The following is an 18,290-nucleotide window of genomic DNA, read 5'->3' as shown; positions in this document are numbered from 1 at the left end:
TGGCTATTTAGCCGCTTTGGGGGATTTCATGTTTCGCGCGCCTTGCCTTGCCCAGCACCTGTTTGTTCGACCGACACTGATCGCCGCCTGCCTGGCCGTCAGCCTCACGGCCCAGGCCGAGTCGTTCACCCTGCAACTGCCGGCCCAACCCTTGGCCACGTCCCTGAGCCAGGTGGCGCAACAAGCAAAAATCCAGCTGCTGTTCGATGAAGACCTGCTGAAAAATATCCAGGCGCCCGCGCTCAACGGCGATTTCACCCCCGAAGTGGCGATCCGCACCCTGCTCAATACCGGCGCGTTCACCCTGATCAAAGTGGGCAACACCTATGTCGTGCGCCCCGAAGAAAGCCGCACCACCAACAGCGCCAGCTTACAACTGGACGCCTTGAGCGTGATCGGCACCGGTAACCAGGTCGACGCCAGCACCGTCGGCCGCTCCACCCTGTCCCAGGCCGATATCGACCGCCTGCAGCCCAACAACATCGCCAGCCTGGTGCAGACGCTGCCGGGGGTGACCATGGGCGGCTCGATGAAACCGGGCGGGCAGATCATCAACATTCGCGGCATGGGCGAGGCCGAAGACGTGCCGATGACCGTCGATGGCGCCACCAAAAGCGGATTCGAGCGCTATCAGCAAGGCACCATCTTTATCGAGCCCGAGATGATCAAGAACGTCGAGGTGGAAAAAGGCCCGCACTCGGCCTTCACCGGTAACGGCGGGTTTGGCGGCACGGTCAACATGGTCACCAAAGATGCACCGGACCTGCTCAAGGACGGGCGCAACAGCGGTGCGATGCTCAAATACGGGTATGCCAGCAACGACCACGAACAGGTCTACACCGGCGCCGTGTATGGCCGCACCGAGGACGGGCGCATCGACGCCCTGGCCTACCTGACCCAACGCGACGGCGGCGATTTGAAGCTGGCCGCTGCGCGCGACTACGACAGCAAGCGCTACCCGATCAACCCGCAGCGCCTGCCCAACAGCGCCCAGGATGTGGACGGTCAACTGTTCAAACTGAACATGTACCTCACCGATGAACACAGCCTCGGTTTCTCCTACTCCCGGGCCAACAGCGAACGCTGGACGCCCTTCTCGTCCAGAAGCTACCCATCGCCACCGCTGCAGAAAGATATCGATCTCTATGGCTACGATGCTGCCGTAAGACGGTACCTGGCCAACCGCCACACCGTCGATACCACGTGGTCGGGCAAGTACGAATACCACCCCCTGGACAACCCGCTGATCGACATAAAGCTCAGCTACTCGGAGTCCAACACCGACCAGACCGACGAGCGCGACGCCACGGCCGTTGTCGGCTTGTCCACCGGCGGGCGCAAGATGGACACCGCCTACACCGACAAGATTCTGGAGCTGCGCAACATCAGCCGCTTCAACACCGGCCCGCTGGACCATGCCCTGACCACCGGGGTGCAGATCCGCAAGCACATCCGCGATACCGACAGCTGGATGCCCGGCGCCAAGTACGACACGCCTGAGTACAACTACGGGCATTTCCAGCCGGCGTTCATGCCCCACGGCAAGGTCGACACCAACGCGTTCTACATCCAGGACGCGGTCACCCTGGGCGACGTGACTATCACCCCATCCCTGCGTTATGACCACGTGCTCAACCGTGGCAAAGCCAACGATGCGCCGTACTACAGCAACCCCGATCCGGCCTACGGCCATGACTACGGCGACCGCACCTATGCCGGCTGGTCTCCGCGCCTGGCGGTGTTCTGGAAAGTCACCCCGGACGTGGTGATGTTCGCCAACTGGAGCCGCACCTGGCGCGCACCGGTGATCGACGAGCAATACGAAGTCCAGGGCCTGGGCAGCCGCACCTCCACCAGCCGCAACCTCGACCCGGAACGCATCACCGCCATTACCGTGGGTAACGTCACCAGCTTCGCCAACGTGATCGCCAGCGGCGACAGCCTGCAACTGCGCAGCACGTTGTTCCACAACAAGATCGAGGACGAGATCTTCAAGGCCACCGGCCTGGGCTGCGCGCAACAGAACTACATCAAAGGTTCCATCGCCGAGGTCTGCACCGATATGGCGTCGAAGACCAACTACCGCAACGTCGGCAGCATGACCATCAAGGGCTTCGAGCTTGAGGGCTACTACGACTCGACTTATCTGTTCGGCTCCCTGAGTTACTCGTGGGCCACCGGCAAACGCGAAAACCCCTACACCAACCCATGGGCGACCGACATCCACGTCTGGGCCCGGGATATTCCACCGGCCAAGTGGGTTGCCGTGCTGGGCACCAAGATTCCGGCCTGGGACGCTCAGGTGGGTTGGCAAGGTCAGTTCGTGCGCAAGACCGATCGCCTGCCCAGCGACAAATACTCAGGCGGCCTGAACAGCGGCTTCGGCGACAGCTTCTACGACCAGTACCCCAACGCCAGCTACGACACCCAGGGCCTGTTCGCCAAATGGACGCCGCAACAGGCGTACCTCAAGGGCACCGAAGTCAACTTCACCGTCGACAACCTGTTCAACCGCAGCTACATGCCAGCCTTGAGCGGCGACAGCGCCACCAGCGTCGGGCGCAACGCCAAGATCAGCGTGACGCGGTTCTTCTAACCCCAGCGCCTGCAGGAACTGTACGGTTCAATCTGCAGCCAGCTGTAAGCCCGCGTCCTGCGGGCTTTGTGGCTAGATGGGCATCAACCTCTAGCCCATTTGAATCCGGTCGCGCCCCATGAACTCCCGCGAAAACACCGGCATGGCCCTCGGCCTGCTCGGCGTCGTTATCTTCAGCCTGACCCTGCCCTTCACCCGCATCGTGGTGCAGGAAATCCACCCGCTGCTCAACGGCCTGGGCCGCGCGCTGTTCGCGGCGGTGCCGGCGGCCTTGCTGTTGCTGTGGCGCCGCGAAGCCTGGCCGACCTGGCGCCAGGTGCGCGGCCTGACGCTGGTGATTGCCGGGGTGATCCTTGGTTTCCCAGTGCTGTCGGCCTGGGCCATGCAAACCCTGCCGGCCTCCCATGGCGCCCTGGTCAACGGCCTGCAACCGCTGTGCGTGGCGCTGTATGCGGCGTGGTTGTCCCATGAGCGTCCGTCCAAGGCCTTCTGGGCCTGCGCGGCGCTGGGCAGTGCGTTGGTGCTCGGGTATGCATTGATCAGCGGTGCCGGCAGCATCCAGGCCGGCGACTTGTTGATGCTCGGGGCGATTGCCGTGGGTGGCCTGGGTTATGCCGAAGGCGGCCGACTGGCCAAGGAAATGGGCGGCTGGCAGGTGATCTGCTGGGCGCTGGTGCTGTCGACGCCGCTATTGATCGGGCCGGTGACGTACCTGGCGCTGCAACACGACGGCGCAATCTCGGCGCGCACCTGGTGGGCATTTGGCTACGTCTCGTTGTTCTCGCAGTTCCTGGGGTTCTTTGCCTGGTACGCCGGGCTGGCCATGGGCGGCATTGCGCGGGTCAGCCAGATCCAACTGCTGCAGATCTTTTTCACCATCGCCTTTTCCGCACTGTTTTTTGGCGAACACATCGAACCGATTACCTGGCTGTTTGCCTGCGGGGTAATCGTGACGGTGATGCTGGGCCGCAAGACCGCCGTGCAGCCGGCACCCTCTCCCAAGGTAAATGCAATCTAATGTGGGAGCGGGCTTGCCCGCGATAGCGGTGTATCAGGCGCCAGATAGGTTGACTGACACTCCGTCATCGCGGGCAAGCCCGCTCCCACATTTTGATCCGCGCACTCTTCAGGATAGGTAGCCGTCAGCGCGCAGCAAGGTTTCCAGGCAGTGCTCACTGATCTGATAAAACGCCTTCAATTCCCGGATCTTCTCCAGCAACTGCGTGTTATCCGCAGGCTCCGCACGCTTGACCGCCAAAATCATCTTGTTCTTGTTGGTGTGGTCCAGGGAGATGAACTCAAAGACCTTGGTCTCATACCCACAGGCTTCCAGGAACAAGGCGCGCAAGCTGTCGGTGACCATTTCTGCCTGCTGGCCCAGGTGCAGGCCGTATTGCAGCATCGGTTTGAGCAGCGCCGGGCTCTGGATCTGCAAGCGGATCTGTTTGTGGCAGCACGGCGAGCACATGATGATCGACGCCCCGGAGCGGATGCCGGTGTGGATCGCGTAGTCGGTGGCGATGTCGCAGGCATGCAGGGCGATCATCACGTCCAGTTCGCTGGGCGCCACGCTGCGCACGTCACCGCACTTGAACACCAGCCCCGGGTGGTCCAGGCGGGCGGCGGCGTTGTTGCACAGGGTCACCATGTCTTCGCGCAACTCCACACCCGTCACCTGGCCTTCGGCCTTGAGGGTGTTGCGCAGGTAGTCGTGGATGGCGAAGGTCAGGTAGCCCTTGCCCGAACCAAAGTCCGCGACGCGTACCGGCCGGTCCAGTTGCAAGGGGGATGAGGTCAGCGCATGGCTGAACACTTCGATGAACTTGTTGATCTGCTTCCACTTGCGCGACATCGCCGGGATCAGCTCGTGCTTGGCGTTGGTCACGCCCAGGTCGGCGAGAAATGGCCGGCTGAGGTCAAGGAAGCGGTTTTTCTCGCGGTTGTGCTCGGCCGACGGCGCCTCACGCAGTTGCTGGGGCTTGCTTTTGAACAGCGAGCTTTTGTTCTTCTTGCTGTATTCCAGCTGTGCCTCGTCGGTCAACGCCAGCAGGTGCGCGTTCTTGAACGAGGCCGGCAGCAGCTCGGCAATCATCGCGACCCCATCGGCCAGAGCGAAGTTCTTGGTGATGTCACGGGTCTTGTAGCGATAGACAAAGGACAGGCAGGCCTGCTCCTTGACCGTCACTGGCTTGATGATCAGGCGCTGCAGGTCCGCCTCGTCGCCCACGTACTTGGCCAGCACCAGCTTGATAAAGGCGTTCTGCTCAAGGCTTGCGCGCAGCAGTTCGATGAACTGGGCGTGATGGTCCGGCGCGGGGCTGGCAGGTTTAGCGGTGACAGACATGAACAAAAACGCCTCGGGCTGGGAATGCCGGGCATTTTAGGGGGGATGGGGGCTCAGGGCACGGAGTTATTTGCCCAACGGTCAGCGCAATTCAAAATGTCGCTTGTGTAGGAGCCAGCTCCCACACAAGCCAACTCCCACAGGTTATTTCAGGACGACCAAGCGGTTGGGCAGTTCATTGCGCGTGTGCGTCTGCGGCACATGCACCTTGAGCAGTTCGCCACAGGCCTCAATGCACGTGATAAACCCGCTCAACGTCTGCCCCTGTTTCACCTGCTGGGTAAACGTCTTGACGATGGCATCCCAACTGCTGTCATCCAGCCGTTTGGAAATGCCGTCATCCACCAGGATCTCCACGTAACGCTCGGCCTCGCTGACAAAAATCAACACCCCGGTGCTACCCAGGGTGTGGTGCAGGTTCTGCTCCAGGAACTGCCGGCGTGCCAGGTTTGACGCGCGCCAATGCCGTACCGAACGCGGGATCAGGCGGGTGGTGATGGCCGGCAGGCGGAACACCAGGCACAGCACAATGAAGGTCGCCCATTGCGCCAGCAACAAGGTGTGCATGGTCAGCCAGCCCGACAGGTAATGCACGATCCCCGGCACCACCAACGCCACCACACTGGCCCACAACAGCGGGATATAGGCGTAGTCGTCGGCGCGGGCGGCGAGTACGGTCACCAGTTCGGCATCGGTCTGTTGCTCGACCCTGGCAATCGCTTCGGCCACCTGGCGCTGCTCGTGTTCTGTCAGTAAAGCCATGGTTGTAGATGCTCTTTAGTTATTGTCATTACCAGCCACCCGAAGCCCCGCCGCCGCCAAAACCACCGCCGCCACCCCGGAAACCGCCGCCTCCACCACCGCCACCGCCACGCCCGCTGCTGCTGAGAATCGCCAGCAGGATGGCGCCCACCGGCAGCCCCATGCGGTTGCACAGCCACAGTACCACCAGCAACAGGATGAACAGACCGATGGAAAATACCGGGTTGTCCTTGGCGAAATTGGGATCCGCCACATGGGCTGGCACGGCCAACGGCTCACCGCCAAGCACCTGGATCATGGCGGCCACGCCGTCGCTGATGCCCTGGGTGAAATTGCCCGCCTTGAACTTGGGCGCGATCACCTGGTTGATGATCACCCACGACTGCGCATCGGTGAGCACGCCTTCCAGGCCGTAGCCCACTTCGATGCGCAACTGACGCTCGTCCCTGGCCACGATCAACAGCGCGCCGTTGTCCTTGCCCTTCTGGCCGATGCCCCAGTGCCGGCCCAGTTGATAACCGAAGTCTTCAATGGGCAGGCCTTGCAGGTCGGGCACCGTGACGACCACTATCTGGTCGCCACGGGTTTGCTCCAGCGCCTGCAATTGCTGGTTCAGTTGCGTGCGCACCGCCGGGTCAATCATCTGCGCGTTGTCGACCACCCGCCCGGTCAGCGCCGGAAAGTCCGGGGCCGCCTGGGCAGTCAGGCTAAAGGCCAGCAGCAGCGCCGCCAGCCACCAAGCACGCCGGGTCATCAGAATTTCACTTGCGGCGCTTTATCGGCATCGGCACTGGTGGCCTCGAAGTTGGCGCGTACTGGCAAGTCGCTGTACATCACGCTGTGCCACAGGCGGCCAGGGAAGGTACGGATCTCGGTGTTGAAGGCCTGCACCGCGGCGATAAAGTCACGACGGGCCACGCTGATGCGGTTTTCGGTGCCTTCAAGCTGGGATTGCAGGGCCAGGAAGTTCTGGTTGGCCTTGAGGTCCGGATAGCGCTCGGACACCACCATCAGGCGGCTGAGGGCTCCGCTCAGGCCTTCCTGGGCCTGCTGGAACTGCTTGAGTTTTTCCGGGTTGTCGAGGGTGCTGGCATCGACCTGGATCGAGGTGGCCTTGGCCCGCGCTTCGATCACGGCGGTGAGGGTGTCCTGCTCATGGGCCGCATAGCCCTTGACCACTTCCACCAGGTTGGGGATCAGGTCGGCACGCCGCTGATACTGGTTCTGCACCTGGGCCCAGGCCGCCTTGACCTGTTCGTCCAGGGTCGGGATCTTGTTGATGCCGCAACCGCTCAGCACGCTGCTGATCAGTAGCAGGGCGGCGGCTTTCCAGCCCCATCGAATAGTCTGTGCTGCTTGCATGGTGTGTCTCCTGACCAACCTTATGGAATTTGACGACTGACCCTATACATCACGCGCTTGGGGCATAATCCGCCACTACTGGATTACAGCGAGCCAATCAGCTAAAAGATGCCCTTCTTTATGGATAGTTCATAAAGAGCTGAGAAGTGTGCGGTATTTATCCACACAACACCCGAACAACAATAGTCGCTCCCCACATTTTGGCCGAGCAGTGTTTTACCTGAACGCTGCGCAGTACGCCGAAAAAGGATATTCATGAAAAAGCTGTGTTTGCTGGGCCTTGTTGCCACTCTGGCCAGTCACTCCGTCGTTGCCGAGACCAAGCCCGCTGCGCTTAAAGACAAGGACGCGTTCGTCAGCGACCTGCTCCGGCAGATGACCCTGGATGAAAAGATCGGCCAGTTGCGCCTGATCAGCATCGGCCCGGAAATGCCCCGCGAGATGATCCGCAAGGAAATCGCCGCCGGGCGTATTGGTGGCACGTTCAACTCCATCACCCGCCCGGAAAACCGTCCGATGCAGGACGCGGCCATGCGCAGCCGCTTGAAGATCCCGATGTTCTTCGCCTATGACGTGATCCACGGCCACCGCACCATTTTCCCGATCAGCCTGGCCCTGGCCTCGAGCTGGGACATGGACGCCATCGGCCGCTCCGGGCGCATTGCCGCCAAGGAAGCCGCCGCCGACAGCCTCGACATCACCTTCGCGCCGATGGTCGATATTTCCCGCGACGCGCGCTGGGGTCGGACCTCCGAAGGCTTTGGCGAAGACACCTACCTGGTGTCGCGCATCAGCGAAGTGATGGTCAAGGCCTTCCAGGGCCCGAGCCCGGCCCAGGCCGACAGCATCATGGCCAGCGTCAAGCACTTCGCCCTGTACGGCGCAGTGGAAGGCGGTCGCGACTACAACGTGGTCGACATGAGCCCGGTCAAGATGTACCAGGACTACCTGCCGCCCTACCACGCCGCCATCAAGGCCGGCGCTGGCGGCGTGATGGTGGCGCTGAACTCGATCAACGGCGTGCCTGCTACCGCCAACACCTGGCTGATGAACGACCTGCTGCGCAAGGAGTGGGGCTTCAAGGGCCTGACGGTGAGCGACCACGGCGCGATCTTCGAGCTGATCAAGCACGGCGTGGCCAAGGACGGTCGCGAAGCGGCCAAGCTGGCGATCAAGGCCGGCATCGACATGAGCATGAACGACCAGCTTTACGGCAAGGAACTGCCAGGGCTGCTCAAGTCCGGCGAGATCGAGCAGAGCGATATCGACAACGCCGTACGTGAAGTGCTCGGTGCCAAGTACGACATGGGCCTGTTTGCCGACCCGTACCTGCGTATCGGCAAGGCCGAGGATGATCCGGCCGACACCTATGCCGAAAGCCGCCTGCACCGCAGCGAAGCGCGCGATATCGCGCGGCGCAGCCTGGTGTTGCTGAAAAACCAGAACGACACCCTGCCGCTGAAGAAATCCGCGACCATCGCCCTGGTCGGCCCGCTGGCCAAGGCCCCCATCGACATGATGGGCAGTTGGGCCGCCGCCGGTAAGCCCGCGCAATCGGTAACCCTGCTGGACGGCATGAACGCGGTGATCGGCGAAAAGGGCAAGCTGATCTACGCCCGTGGCGCCAACATCACCAGCGACAAGGCGGTGGTGGACTACCTGAACTTCCTCAACTTCGATGCCCCGGAAGTGGTGGATGACCCGCGCTCGGCCCAGGTGCTGATTGACGAAGCGGTCAAGGCCGCGAAAAACGCCGATGTGGTGGTAGCCGCCGTGGGTGAATCCCGTGGCATGTCCCACGAATCATCGAGCCGTACCGACCTGAACATTCCGCAAAGCCAGCGCGACCTGATCAAGGCCCTGAAAGCCACGGGCAAGCCGCTGGTGCTGGTGTTGATGAACGGCCGACCACTGTCGATCCTCGAAGAGCACCAGCAAGCCGACGCGATCCTGGAAACCTGGTTCGCCGGCACCGAAGGCGGCAACGCGATTGCCGACGTACTGTTTGGTGACTACAACCCGTCGGGCAAGCTGCCGATCACCTTCCCACGCTCCGTGGGGCAGATTCCGACCTACTACAACCACCTGACCATTGGCCGGCCGTTCACCCCGGGCAAACCGGGCAACTACACCTCGCAGTACTTCGACGACACCACGGGCCCCCTGTACCCGTTCGGTTATGGCCTGAGCTACACCAGTTTCAGCCTGTCGGACATGGCGCTGTCGTCCACCACCCTGAACAAGACCGGCAAGCTCGACGCCAGCGTCACCCTGAAAAACACCGGCAAGGTTGACGGTGAAACCGTGGTGCAGTTGTACATTCAGGACGTGGCTGGCTCGATGATCCGCCCGATCAAGGAGCTGAAGAACTTCCAGAAGATCCTGCTCAAGGCCGGCGAATCGAAGGTGGTGCACTTCAGCATTACCGAGGATGACTTGAAGTTCTACAACACCCAGCTCAAGTTCGCCGCCGAACCTGGCCAGTTCAATGTGCAGATCGGCCTGGACTCCCAGGATGTGCAGCAGCAGAGCTTTGAACTGCTCTGACTTGAAGCTGTAAACACGGTCAATGTAGGAGCTGGCTTGCCTGCGATGGCAGCACCTCGGTGTAACTGATAGACCGAGGTGCCTGCATCGCAGGCAAGCCAGCTCCTACAGTTGATTGCGGTGTGTTCCCTACCCTCTTCGATCCAGCAGATTGACCACCAACCGGTCGATCCACCCCCACACCCGCTGCTTCACCCGCCGCCACAATGGCCGGGCCTTCCACGCCTCAAGGCTGACCGCCTGGCTCTGGGCAAAATCGCGCTCGAAACTGCCCGCCACCGCCAGCGTCAACGCTGGGTCCAATGCTTCCAGATTGGCTTCCAGGTTGAAACGCAGGTTCCAGTGATCGAAATTGCACGAGCCAATGCTCACCCAGTCGTCCACCAGCACCATCTTCAGGTGCAGGAAACACGGCTGGTACTCAAAGATTTTCACCCCCGACTTGAGCAGGCGCGGGTAGTAGCGGTGCCCGGCGTAACGCACGGAGGGGTGGTCGGTGCGCGGCCCGGTCAGCAGCAGGCGCACGTCCACACCACGCCCTGCCGCACGGCGCAGGGCCCGACGCACGCCCCAAGTGGGCAAGAAGTACGGCGTGGCCAGCCAGATACGGTGCTGGCCGTTGTTCAAGGCGCGGATCAGCGATTGCAAAATGTCCCGGTGTTGCCCGGCGTCGGCATACGCCACTCGCCCCAGGCCCGGCCCGGTCGCTGGCACCTTGGGCAGGCGTGGCAAACCAAAATGCGTGGCCGGCTTCCAGGCCCGGCGGTGGTCGTTGACCCGCCATTGCCTGTCGAACAGGGCCTGCCAGTCCTGCACCAGCGGGCCGCTGATTTGCACCATCACTTCGTGCCATTCGCAGGTGTCCTGGCCAGGGGTCCAGAACTCGTCGGTGACCCCGGTACCGCCCACCACAGCAATCGTCTGGTCGACCAACAGCAGCTTGCGATGGTCGCGGTAGAGGTTGCGCATCCCGCGGCGCCAGCGTAGCGGATTGTAGAATCGCAGTTGCACCCCGGCCTCGATCAGGCGGCGCCGCAGGCTGAGGGTAAACGCCAGGCTGCCGTAGTCATCGAACAGGCAACGCACCTGCACCCCACGCTCGGCCGCCTGCACCAGGGCCTGGACCATCGCCTCGGCGCAGGCGCCCGCCTCCACCAGATACAGCTCAAGCTCCACCTGGTGCTCGGCACGGGCAATCGCCACGAGCATCTGCGGGAAAAAATTCGGGCCGTCGATCAGCAATTCATAGCGGTTGGCGCTGCGCCAGGGGAACACCGCGCCGCTCATGTCAGCGCGCCGTGAAAATCAGCACCGCACCTACCGGCACCGACAGGCTGATCGCGTCCAGGCCCGCAGCCTTGCGCAGAGTCTCGACACCGGTGAGCAAATCAAAATCCTTGGCGTGCAGCACCAGCGGCTCCAGGGTCACCACCTGAAAACGCCGGTCATCCAGGCGCGTGGCCAGCAGCTCGGCGTTGTAGGTCTGGGTCTTGCCGTGCAGGGTGACCGACAGCGGCAGGCGCAACTCCAGTTGCGCGCCGGTGGCCAGATCGTTGATCGGCTGCAGATTGATTTGCGCGTTGATCTGCGCATCAGGGTAGGTCTTGATCTGGAACAGGTCGTTGCGCATGCGCTCGTCACGCAGCGGGATGCCACTGTTGATCGACTCCAACTCGACTTCCAACTGCGCGGCACCTTTCTCATCGACCTTGCCATGCAGCACCAGGAAGCGCTGGACTTCGGAAACATCGGTGTTTTTGGTGGTGACGAACGACAGCCGTGAGGATTCGTTATCCAGGTACCAGGCGGCCTGTGCGGGCAGGGAGGCAGTGGCCAGCAGCAAGAGAGCCAGGGGTTTGAGGAGGGATGTGTTGAACATTAAACACTCGCGCGGAGAAAAACCTGCCTGAACATTAACTGGCCGGCTTGCTGCACGCAATGTAAGGGAGACAGCAATGTATATCCCCCTCAGCCCAACGCATGCTGCACCCCGCGCACAGTCGCCTCCAGGCTGGCCAGATGCAAACTCAACACCCGCTCCACCGGCGCCTGGTGCATCGGCCAGTGCAACGCCATGCTCCCCACCAACCGGCCATTGGCCCGCACCGGCAGGGCCACCGCGCGGATCAGGAACGGCAAGCGCACCGGGTACTCCCAGTACCCCTCGGTACGCTGGCCAAACCCCTGGTGCTGGGATTGCTCACAGGCGCGGTACTGGTCGTCGGCCGGCACATGTTCGCGGCTGGCCAGGCGCTCTACTTCATCAGAAGCCAACTCGGCCAGGCACGCCTTGCCCATGGCCGAGTGGAACAAACTGGCATGCTGGCCGACGATCTGGCAGTTGTTCGGGTACAGCTTGCGCAGCACCGTGGGGATCGCGCTCTCCATGACTTCCAGGCGTTCGCCGTCAAAGTTCGACAAATCCGCCACCAGCCCGGTGCGTTCGCTGAGTTCCAGCAGCCAGGGCGCCGCGCACTCCACCAGGCGGCGCTTGAACCGTTGCTGGGTATCGCCAAACAAACGCTGGGCACTGATGCGATAACGCCGGTCGCTCAGGCCGCGATAGATCCAGCCCTGCTCCTGCAAGGTCAGCAGCATGCGCGACACCGTGGCCTTGGGCAGGCGCGTCAGGTAATGCAGCTCCTCAAGCCCCAGGGCCTGGTGCTCACCGAGCAACTCGATGATGGCCAGTGCCCGCTCCACTGAGCGCACAGTACCTGTGTCGGCGTTGCTGCCCATGGCTGATCTCCCGGTTGCTGATGGATGATCGAATTTCACAGCAAGATACAGGCCGCTGCCAGCTCAGGCGTTCGCCCGCAAGCATTGCGGAGGGCGACGCTGCACCCAGCGTGTCAGTTGTTCATGGGCATACGCCAGTTGCAGCACGGCGCGATCCGCCTGGGCCGGGCCAATGATCTGCAAGCCCATGGGCAAGCCACGGTGGTTGAAGCCCACCGGCACACTCATGCTCGGCAGGCCGGCCAATGTGGGGCCGATCACCACCTCCATCCAGCGATGATAAGTGTCCATGGTTTGCCCCCCGACGACGCGTGGCCAGGGCTGTTGTGCATCGAAAGGGAACACTTGTGCGCTGGGCAGCAGCAGAAAATCGTAACGTTCGAACAACCTGGCCAAGGCGCGATACCAGTCGCTGCGCGCCAGCGACGCCTGATACACATCCGCCGCGTTCAGGCCCAGGCCGCCCTCGACTTCCCACTGCGCTTCAGGCTTGAGCAGCGCACGTTTATGGGGGGCGGCATAGGCCGCCCCCAGCGTGCCCTGCACCAGCCAATGGCGATGGACCAGCCAGGTTTGCCACAGGCGCGCCATGGAAAAGTCCGGCTGGCAGCTTTCTACCTCGCACCCCAGCGCGCCGAAATCGCCGAGGGCTGACTCACACAGGCCCAGCACGCCGTCGTCCATCGGCAGATAGCCGTTGTAGTCCCCCAGCCAACCCAGGCGTGCGCCGTTGAAATCACGGGCCAACGATGTGCCGAACACGCCGGGATCGTCTTTGAGCGACAACGGCACCCGCGGGTCATAACCGGCCTGGACGCTCAACAGCCGCGCCACGTCAGCCACACTGCGCCCCATCGGGCCTTCGGTGGCCAGTTGCTGGACAAACACCTCCGGCGCCGGGCCATGGGGTACGCGGCCCTGGGAAGGACGCAGGCCGAACACGTTGTTGAACGCCGCCGGGTTGCGCAGCGAACCCATCATGTCGCTGCCATCGGCCACCGGTAGCATGCGCAGCGCCAGGGCCACCGCCGCCCCGCCGCTGCTGCCGCCCGCGACCAAGGTCGGGTCATAGGCATTGCCGGTGGTGCCGAATACGCTGTTGTAGGTCTGCGAACCCAGGCCGAACTCCGGCACGTTGCTCTTGCCGATGATAATCGCGCCACTGGCACGCACCCGCGCCACGACGATCGCGTCTTCACTGGGAATCTGCTCGGCGAACAGGGGCGAGCCCAGGGTGGTGCGCAGGCCCTGGGTCGCCGCCAGATCCTTGATGGCCTGGGGCATGCCGTGCATCCAGCCACGGGAGCGGCCCTGGTCCAGCTCAAGGTCACAGGCACGGGCTTCGGCCAGCACATCGGCTTCGTCGCGCAACGACACCAGGGCATTGACCGAGGGGTTGAAGCGCGCGATCTGCGCCAGATAGGCCTGCATCACTTCGTGGCAGGACACCTGCCGTGCATGAATCGCCCGGGACAGCTCGAGCGCATCCAGTTCAACGATGTTCAAGGTTTCACCCCCTTGGCAAAGCGCGCCGGCGCTGCAGCCCTCGGCGCTTCATGCATGCAGTAAGTGCCCAGCAGCGTCAGGACGCAAGCGAACAGCACATAAAACGCCGGGGCCACCGGTGTGCCCAACTCTTTGCTCAACCAGGTGACGATCAGCGGGGCAAAACCGCCGAACACCATCACCGCTACGTTATAGGCCACCGACACACCGGTGGAACGCACCTCGATGGGAAACTGCTCGGCCAGGGCGGTCGGCGCCGGGCCGAAGAAGCCGCCGATGGCGGTGCACAGCATCACTTGCATCACCAACAAACGCTCGATGGACGGCGCCGCCGCGACCCACACATACAGCGGGTAAACCATCACAAAGAACGCCAGGGTAAAGCCCATCAACACCGGTCGCCGGCCCAGGCGATCCGAGAGCAGGCCGGACAAGGGAATGACCACGGTCATCAGCGCTACGGCAAACATCTGCACCATCAATACCTGGTCCAGGGGCAGGCCGAGGTTCTTGTGGGCGAAGGTCGGCATATTCACCAGCACCACGTAGAACGACACCGTCGCACCGCAGGCCAGGCCCATGCTCACCAGGATGCTGCGCCGATGCTCACGCAGCACTGTCATCAGGCTCGGCGCCGGGCCAGTGGCCTGTTTGCGCGCTTCAATAAACTCCTCGGGGTCTTCCATGTGCCGACGAATCCACAAGCCCACCGGGCCGATCAGCAAGCCGAATACAAACGGCAGGCGCCAGCCCCACAGGTCGAGGGTCTGCGGGGAAAAGAAGTGGGTGACCAATGCCACCATCGCCGCGCCGCCAAACACCGCCAGGCACTGCCCGACCAATTGCCAGGAGCCGTAAAGGCCTTTGCGATGAGCCGGTGCGCTTTCCACCAGGAACGCCGTGGCGCTGGCATATTCGCCGCCGGTGGCAAAGCCCTGGAGCATCCGCGCCACTACAATCAGCAGCGGCGCGCCCATGCCGATGGCGGCGTAGTTGGGCGCAAACACGATCAGTGCGATAGACACGGTCATCAAGCGGATAATCAACTGCATGGCGGCCTTGCGGCCTTTGCGGTCGGCGTACATGCCGAGCAGGATGCCGCCCACCGGGCGCATGAAAAAGCCCACGCCGAAGGTGGCCAGGGCCATCAGCAGCGATGCGTATTCATCGTCCGAGGGGAAGAACTGCCGGGCGATGATGCTGGCCAGAAAGCCATAGACGATGAAGTCGTACCACTCCAACGCGTTGCCGACCACCGCCGCTACCACTTGCCGGGTGCGGGACACACCTTTTATTGAAGTCTGCATGAGAACACTCCATTCAACCTGTTGAGGAAAGGTCCAGCGGCAGGAAAAAGGCAGGTGGTCAGGCCGGCTTGAGCCAGCTCTCGGCCAGGGCGCCCCAATAGGCAGCACCGGTCAGCAGGATCTCGTCGTTGAAGTCATAGGCAGGGTTGTGGACCATCGGCCGCGACACGCCGTTGCCGATAAACAGGTAGCTGCCGGGGCAGCGTTGGAGCATCCAGGCGAAGTCTTCACTGCCCATCAACTTGGGCGTATTGGCGTCGACCGCCGCTTCACCGAGCAAGGCAATGCCGACCTGGCGGGCGAACTCGGTTTCGTCGGCATGGTTGACCAGCACCGGGTAGGCCGGGCGGTGTTCGATCTGTGCGGTACAGCCAAAGCTGGCGGCCTGGGTCTGGATGATTGCCTTGACCCGCTCCAGCATCTGCTCGCGTACCGGCGCATTGAGGGCACGCAGGCTCAGGCGCAGGATGGCCTGCTGAGGAATCACGTTGGCGGCCTGCCCCGCTTGCAGGGCACCGACCGTGACTACCGCAGCTTCCTGGGCATTGATATTGCGCGCGACCACCGTCTGCAAGGCCATCACCGTACTGGCGGCGGCCACCAGCGGGTCCACGGTCAGGTGCGGCATGGAACCGTGGCCGCCGACGCCTTCGAGGGTCACGGTGAGCAGGTCCTGGGAAGCCATCATCGGCCCGGTCCGCAAGCCCAGGTGGCCGGCGGGCAGGCCGGGCATATTGTGCATGCCGAACAGCGCGTCGCAGGGGAAGCGCTCCAGTAAGCCATCGGCGAGCATCGCTTCGGCGCCGCCCTGGCCTTCTTCGGCCGGCTGGAAAATCAGGTTGAGGGTACCGTCGAACTGACGCGTCGCCGCCAGGTAGCGCGCGGCGCCCAGCAGCATGGCGGTGTGACCGTCGTGACCGCAGGCATGCATGCAGCCGGCGTGCTGGCTGCTGTAGGCGACGCCGGTGTTTTCGATAATCGGCAAGGCATCCATATCGGCCCGGATCCCCAGGGTGCGTGGGCTGCTGCCATTGCGCAGCACGCCGACCACGCCGGTGTGGCCGATGCCGGTATGGACCTCGAAGCCCCAGTCCTTCAGGGATTGGGCGACCAGGGCCGAGGTGCGGTTTTCTTCAAACCCCAGTTCAGGGTGGGCGTGGATGTCCTGGCGCACGGCGTGCAGGTCGCTGGCGACATCGCTCAGCCAATCCAGGATGTGCTGGTGTGGGCGCATGGTGACTCTCCTCGCAGGCGGGTGTTCCCGTTCTTTTTTGTGGCACCGCCACAGATAACCGCGATGGGCGTGCGAGGACAATCAAAGGTGGTTCCACCCTGTGGAACCTCAGGGCAGCAGGCGGCAACCCTGGCGTTCGCCCAGCCATTGGGCACTGTGGCTGCGGCCCAGGCCGCTGGCGGTGACCAGGCGCGTTTGCGGATGATCGGCAAAGGCGCTGGTGGGAACGTATTGCTTCACATACCCCAGGCAATAGTCAGCAGGATTGCCCGCCACATACCGACACGAGCAATACTCCTTGGCCGTATACGCCGCGATGATGTCGGGGAAGGCTTGCAGGTTGACGCGCTCGTGCCAGATCCACCCCAGCAAGGCGAGCAACAGCAGGAGAAACAGGCTGATAAACGGGCGACGACGGATCATGGTTGCACCGCCGCGAGCACGCGTTTGAGCAGTTCGTTGTGGCGATAGCTGCCGTCGCGGTCATCGCCGTAGCGCACGATCACCAGCTGTGCCTCGGGCAACACATACAACGCCTGGCCCCAGTGCCCCAGGGCCGCGAAGGCATCGTCGGGCGCATCCGGCCAGGGCCGGGCAGCGCCCTGCACGTGGCGGTTGAGCCACCAGTGGCCGCCGGGTACCGCCTCGTCCTGGCCCGCGATGTACTGCGCCAGGGGTTGGCGATTGAAATCGACCCAGGCCTTGGGCAGCAATTGCCGCTCACCCCAACGCCCGTCCCGCGCCATCAACAAGCCAATCCGTGCCAGATCGCGGGCAGTCATATAGGCATAGGATGAGGCGACAAAGGTTTCATTGGCGTCGCTTTCCCAGCTGGCACTGCGAATGCCCAAGGGCGTGAACAGCGCGGTCCACGGGTAATCGACATAAGCCTTATGGCCAAGCATGCCCTTGAGGGCAGCAGACAATAGATTGCTGTCACCGCTGGAGTAGCGGAATGCCTGGCCAGGTGCGGCGAAGGGGCTGGTATCAGCGGCAAACTCCGCCATATCAGCGCGGCCACGGGTGTAGAGCATGGCCACCACCGAGGATTTCAGCGGCGCGTATTCGTAGTCTTCCTGCCAGTCCATGCCCGAGGCCCAATTGAGCAGGTGCCCCAGGGTAATGGTCGGGTGCTGCTTCATCGGTGGATAAAAGCGTGCAGCCGGGTCGCTCAGTTTGAAGCGGTTTTCGCCGTACGCCACGCCCAGGACGGTGGCCATCAGGCTTTTGCTGATGGACCAGGTCAGGTGCGGCGTGGTGGCGGTGGTCGGTGCTGCATAGCGCTCATAAATGACTGCGCCATCGCGGATCACCAGCAATGCGTCGGTGCGGATGCCTTCGCGGGTGATGTCATTGCGCGCCGGGAACGCATAGTCCTCCAGCGCCTTGACGGCGGGACCGGCCAACTGCGGGCCCTGGGACCAATCCTTCGTTGGCCAGGTCTGGGCATGGGCGGTAGCGGTGAACAGCAGCAAGGCGACGGACAGCAGGCCTTTGACCATGGACAAGCACTCGGGGGCATTCAAGCCCGCGAGCCTAATGCAGATAAATGACGGTTTGGCGACAGCGACAGGCCTGGGAACCACCACATAGCGCCTGTGGGAACGGGCTTGCCCGCGATGGCCATAGGTATCTACACAACTCTTTCGTGGTTCTTGGGGTGGTGTACATATCCGTTTTTGCGGTTACGGCGGCTATTGGTTCCGCCCTTACGGCGGCTCACTTTGGAGAAGCGCCAAAGTAAGCAAAACGCTCTTGCCCCACCCCTCGGTGCCTCGCCTAGGCTCGGCATGCCCGCAGTCAGGCATTGCTCCGTGGGCCCGCCGCGATCGGCCATCCATGGCCGTGTCGCGGCTACCCCGGCATCCATGCCGGGGTGCCCACTGCGCAATA

Annotated in this window: 15 protein-coding genes; 3 read left to right on the top strand and 12 right to left on the bottom strand. The window is 62.9% G+C overall.

Features of this window, described 5'->3' with window-relative positions; translation table 11 throughout:
* Window positions 1–28 precede the first annotated feature (28 nt).
* Both JFT44_RS12185 and JFT44_RS12180 read left to right on the top strand, forming a co-directional pair.
* Window positions 29–2,596 carry a TonB-dependent receptor gene (locus JFT44_RS12185; RefSeq protein ID WP_198830727.1) on the top strand — a complete coding sequence of 856 codons (2,568 nt, stop codon included), beginning with the start codon at window positions 29–31 and terminating at the stop codon, window positions 2,594–2,596.
* A gap of 118 nt (window positions 2,597–2,714) precedes the next feature.
* Complete coding sequence (locus tag JFT44_RS12180) at window positions 2,715–3,614, top strand: DMT family transporter (RefSeq protein WP_057958761.1); 900 nt, start codon at window positions 2,715–2,717, stop codon at window positions 3,612–3,614.
* Window positions 3,615–3,722: 108 nt separating this feature from the next.
* Here JFT44_RS12180 and JFT44_RS12175 read toward each other — a convergent pair whose 3' ends face one another.
* The 4 genes from JFT44_RS12175 to JFT44_RS12160 all read right to left on the bottom strand — a co-directional run bounded on the left by JFT44_RS12175 (window position 3,723) and on the right by JFT44_RS12160 (window position 7,064).
* Entirely contained in the window at window positions 3,723–4,940 is a 1,218-nt protein-coding gene (locus tag JFT44_RS12175; RefSeq protein ID WP_115127571.1) for an SAM-dependent methyltransferase, read from the bottom strand.
* 144 nt (window positions 4,941–5,084) lie between these two features.
* Window positions 5,085–5,702 (bottom strand): TPM domain-containing protein, encoded by a 618-nt coding sequence (locus tag JFT44_RS12170; protein WP_057439769.1) that lies wholly within the window; start codon window positions 5,700–5,702, stop codon window positions 5,085–5,087.
* 28 nt (window positions 5,703–5,730) lie between these two features.
* A complete protein-coding gene (locus tag JFT44_RS12165) occupies window positions 5,731–6,456 on the bottom strand; it encodes a YgcG family protein (RefSeq protein WP_120732005.1) in 726 nt (241 codons plus the stop codon).
* Complete coding sequence (locus JFT44_RS12160) at window positions 6,456–7,064, bottom strand: LemA family protein (RefSeq protein WP_029297013.1); 609 nt, start codon at window positions 7,062–7,064, stop codon at window positions 6,456–6,458. Before JFT44_RS12160 ends, JFT44_RS12165 begins: the two co-directional genes overlap by 1 nt.
* A 255-nt stretch (window positions 7,065–7,319) precedes the next feature.
* Here JFT44_RS12160 and bglX point away from each other — a divergent pair, with 255 nt between their 5' ends.
* Window positions 7,320–9,611, top strand: coding sequence for a beta-glucosidase BglX (gene bglX / locus JFT44_RS12155; RefSeq protein WP_057958758.1), 2,292 nt, complete (start codon window positions 7,320–7,322; stop codon window positions 9,609–9,611).
* Window positions 9,612–9,740: 129 nt separating this feature from the next.
* Here the strand turns inward: bglX and JFT44_RS12150 are convergent, their stop codons facing one another.
* The 8 genes from JFT44_RS12150 to JFT44_RS12115 all read right to left on the bottom strand — a co-directional run bounded on the left by JFT44_RS12150 (window position 9,741) and on the right by JFT44_RS12115 (window position 17,899).
* Complete coding sequence (locus JFT44_RS12150; protein WP_198830726.1) at window positions 9,741–10,898, bottom strand: phosphatidylserine/phosphatidylglycerophosphate/cardiolipin synthase family protein; 1,158 nt, start codon at window positions 10,896–10,898, stop codon at window positions 9,741–9,743.
* Between the two features lies 1 nt (window position 10,899).
* On the bottom strand, window positions 10,900–11,490 hold the full coding sequence (locus tag JFT44_RS12145) for a YceI family protein (RefSeq protein WP_115127567.1): 591 nt from the start codon (window positions 11,488–11,490) through the stop codon (window positions 10,900–10,902).
* A gap of 89 nt (window positions 11,491–11,579) precedes the next feature.
* Window positions 11,580–12,350, bottom strand: coding sequence for an IclR family transcriptional regulator (locus JFT44_RS12140; RefSeq protein WP_057439776.1), 771 nt, complete (start codon window positions 12,348–12,350; stop codon window positions 11,580–11,582).
* A 63-nt stretch (window positions 12,351–12,413) separates the two neighbouring features.
* The gene (locus JFT44_RS12135) at window positions 12,414–13,856 is read right to left on the bottom strand and encodes an amidase (RefSeq protein ID WP_120732001.1); all 1,443 of its coding nucleotides are present in this window, start codon (window positions 13,854–13,856) and stop codon (window positions 12,414–12,416) included.
* Window positions 13,853–15,163, bottom strand: a complete 1,311-nt coding sequence (locus JFT44_RS12130; RefSeq protein WP_057439778.1) for a citrate-proton symporter — start codon at window positions 15,161–15,163, stop codon at window positions 13,853–13,855. The genes JFT44_RS12135 and JFT44_RS12130 overlap by 4 nt, the downstream gene beginning before the upstream one ends.
* A 58-nt stretch (window positions 15,164–15,221) precedes the next feature.
* Entirely contained in the window at window positions 15,222–16,397 is a 1,176-nt protein-coding gene (locus JFT44_RS12125; protein ID WP_057439780.1) for a M20 aminoacylase family protein, read from the bottom strand.
* A gap of 108 nt (window positions 16,398–16,505) precedes the next feature.
* Window positions 16,506–16,820 carry a hypothetical protein gene (locus JFT44_RS12120; RefSeq protein WP_057439782.1) on the bottom strand — a complete coding sequence of 105 codons (315 nt, stop codon included), beginning with the start codon at window positions 16,818–16,820 and terminating at the stop codon, window positions 16,506–16,508.
* Window positions 16,817–17,899: a serine hydrolase gene (locus tag JFT44_RS12115; protein WP_198830725.1), complete on the bottom strand. Its 1,083-nt coding sequence runs from the start codon at window positions 17,897–17,899 to the stop codon at window positions 16,817–16,819. The genes JFT44_RS12120 and JFT44_RS12115 overlap by 4 nt, the downstream gene beginning before the upstream one ends.
* Window positions 17,900–18,290 lie beyond the last annotated feature (391 nt).

Origin of the sequence: Pseudomonas sp. MF5691 (assembly GCF_016405645.1) — a bacterium.
GTDB lineage: Bacteria > Pseudomonadota > Gammaproteobacteria > Pseudomonadales > Pseudomonadaceae > Aquipseudomonas > Aquipseudomonas shahriarae.
Note: the sequence above shows the minus strand (reverse complement) of the source record. Positions and strands in the feature narration are given on the sequence as shown.

Bases quoted from the DNA above. Each gene is read 5' to 3' on its own strand.
- JFT44_RS12170 (WP_057439769.1), bottom strand. From the start codon at position 5,702: ATGGCTTTACTGACAGAACACGAGCAGCGCCAGGTGGCCGAAGCGATT.
- JFT44_RS12120 (WP_057439782.1), bottom strand. From the start codon at position 16,820: ATGATCCGTCGTCGCCCGTTTATCAGCCTGTTTCTCCTGCTGTTGCTC.
- JFT44_RS12125 (WP_057439780.1), bottom strand. From the start codon at position 16,397: ATGCGCCCACACCAGCACATCCTGGATTGGCTGAGCGATGTCGCCAGC.
- JFT44_RS12150 (WP_198830726.1), bottom strand. From the start codon at position 10,898: ATGAGCGGCGCGGTGTTCCCCTGGCGCAGCGCCAACCGCTATGAATTG.
- bglX (WP_057958758.1), top strand. From the start codon at position 7,320: ATGAAAAAGCTGTGTTTGCTGGGCCTTGTTGCCACTCTGGCCAGTCAC.
- JFT44_RS12130 (WP_057439778.1), bottom strand. From the start codon at position 15,163: ATGCAGACTTCAATAAAAGGTGTGTCCCGCACCCGGCAAGTGGTAGCG.
- JFT44_RS12140 (WP_057439776.1), bottom strand. From the start codon at position 12,350: ATGGGCAGCAACGCCGACACAGGTACTGTGCGCTCAGTGGAGCGGGCA.
- JFT44_RS12160 (WP_029297013.1), bottom strand. From the start codon at position 7,064: ATGCAAGCAGCACAGACTATTCGATGGGGCTGGAAAGCCGCCGCCCTG.
- JFT44_RS12180 (WP_057958761.1), top strand. From the start codon at position 2,715: ATGAACTCCCGCGAAAACACCGGCATGGCCCTCGGCCTGCTCGGCGTC.
- JFT44_RS12115 (WP_198830725.1), bottom strand. From the start codon at position 17,899: ATGGTCAAAGGCCTGCTGTCCGTCGCCTTGCTGCTGTTCACCGCTACC.
- JFT44_RS12165 (WP_120732005.1), bottom strand. From the start codon at position 6,456: ATGACCCGGCGTGCTTGGTGGCTGGCGGCGCTGCTGCTGGCCTTTAGC.
- JFT44_RS12145 (WP_115127567.1), bottom strand. From the start codon at position 11,490: ATGTTCAACACATCCCTCCTCAAACCCCTGGCTCTCTTGCTGCTGGCC.
- JFT44_RS12185 (WP_198830727.1), top strand. From the start codon at position 29: ATGTTTCGCGCGCCTTGCCTTGCCCAGCACCTGTTTGTTCGACCGACA.
- JFT44_RS12175 (WP_115127571.1), bottom strand. From the start codon at position 4,940: ATGTCTGTCACCGCTAAACCTGCCAGCCCCGCGCCGGACCATCACGCC.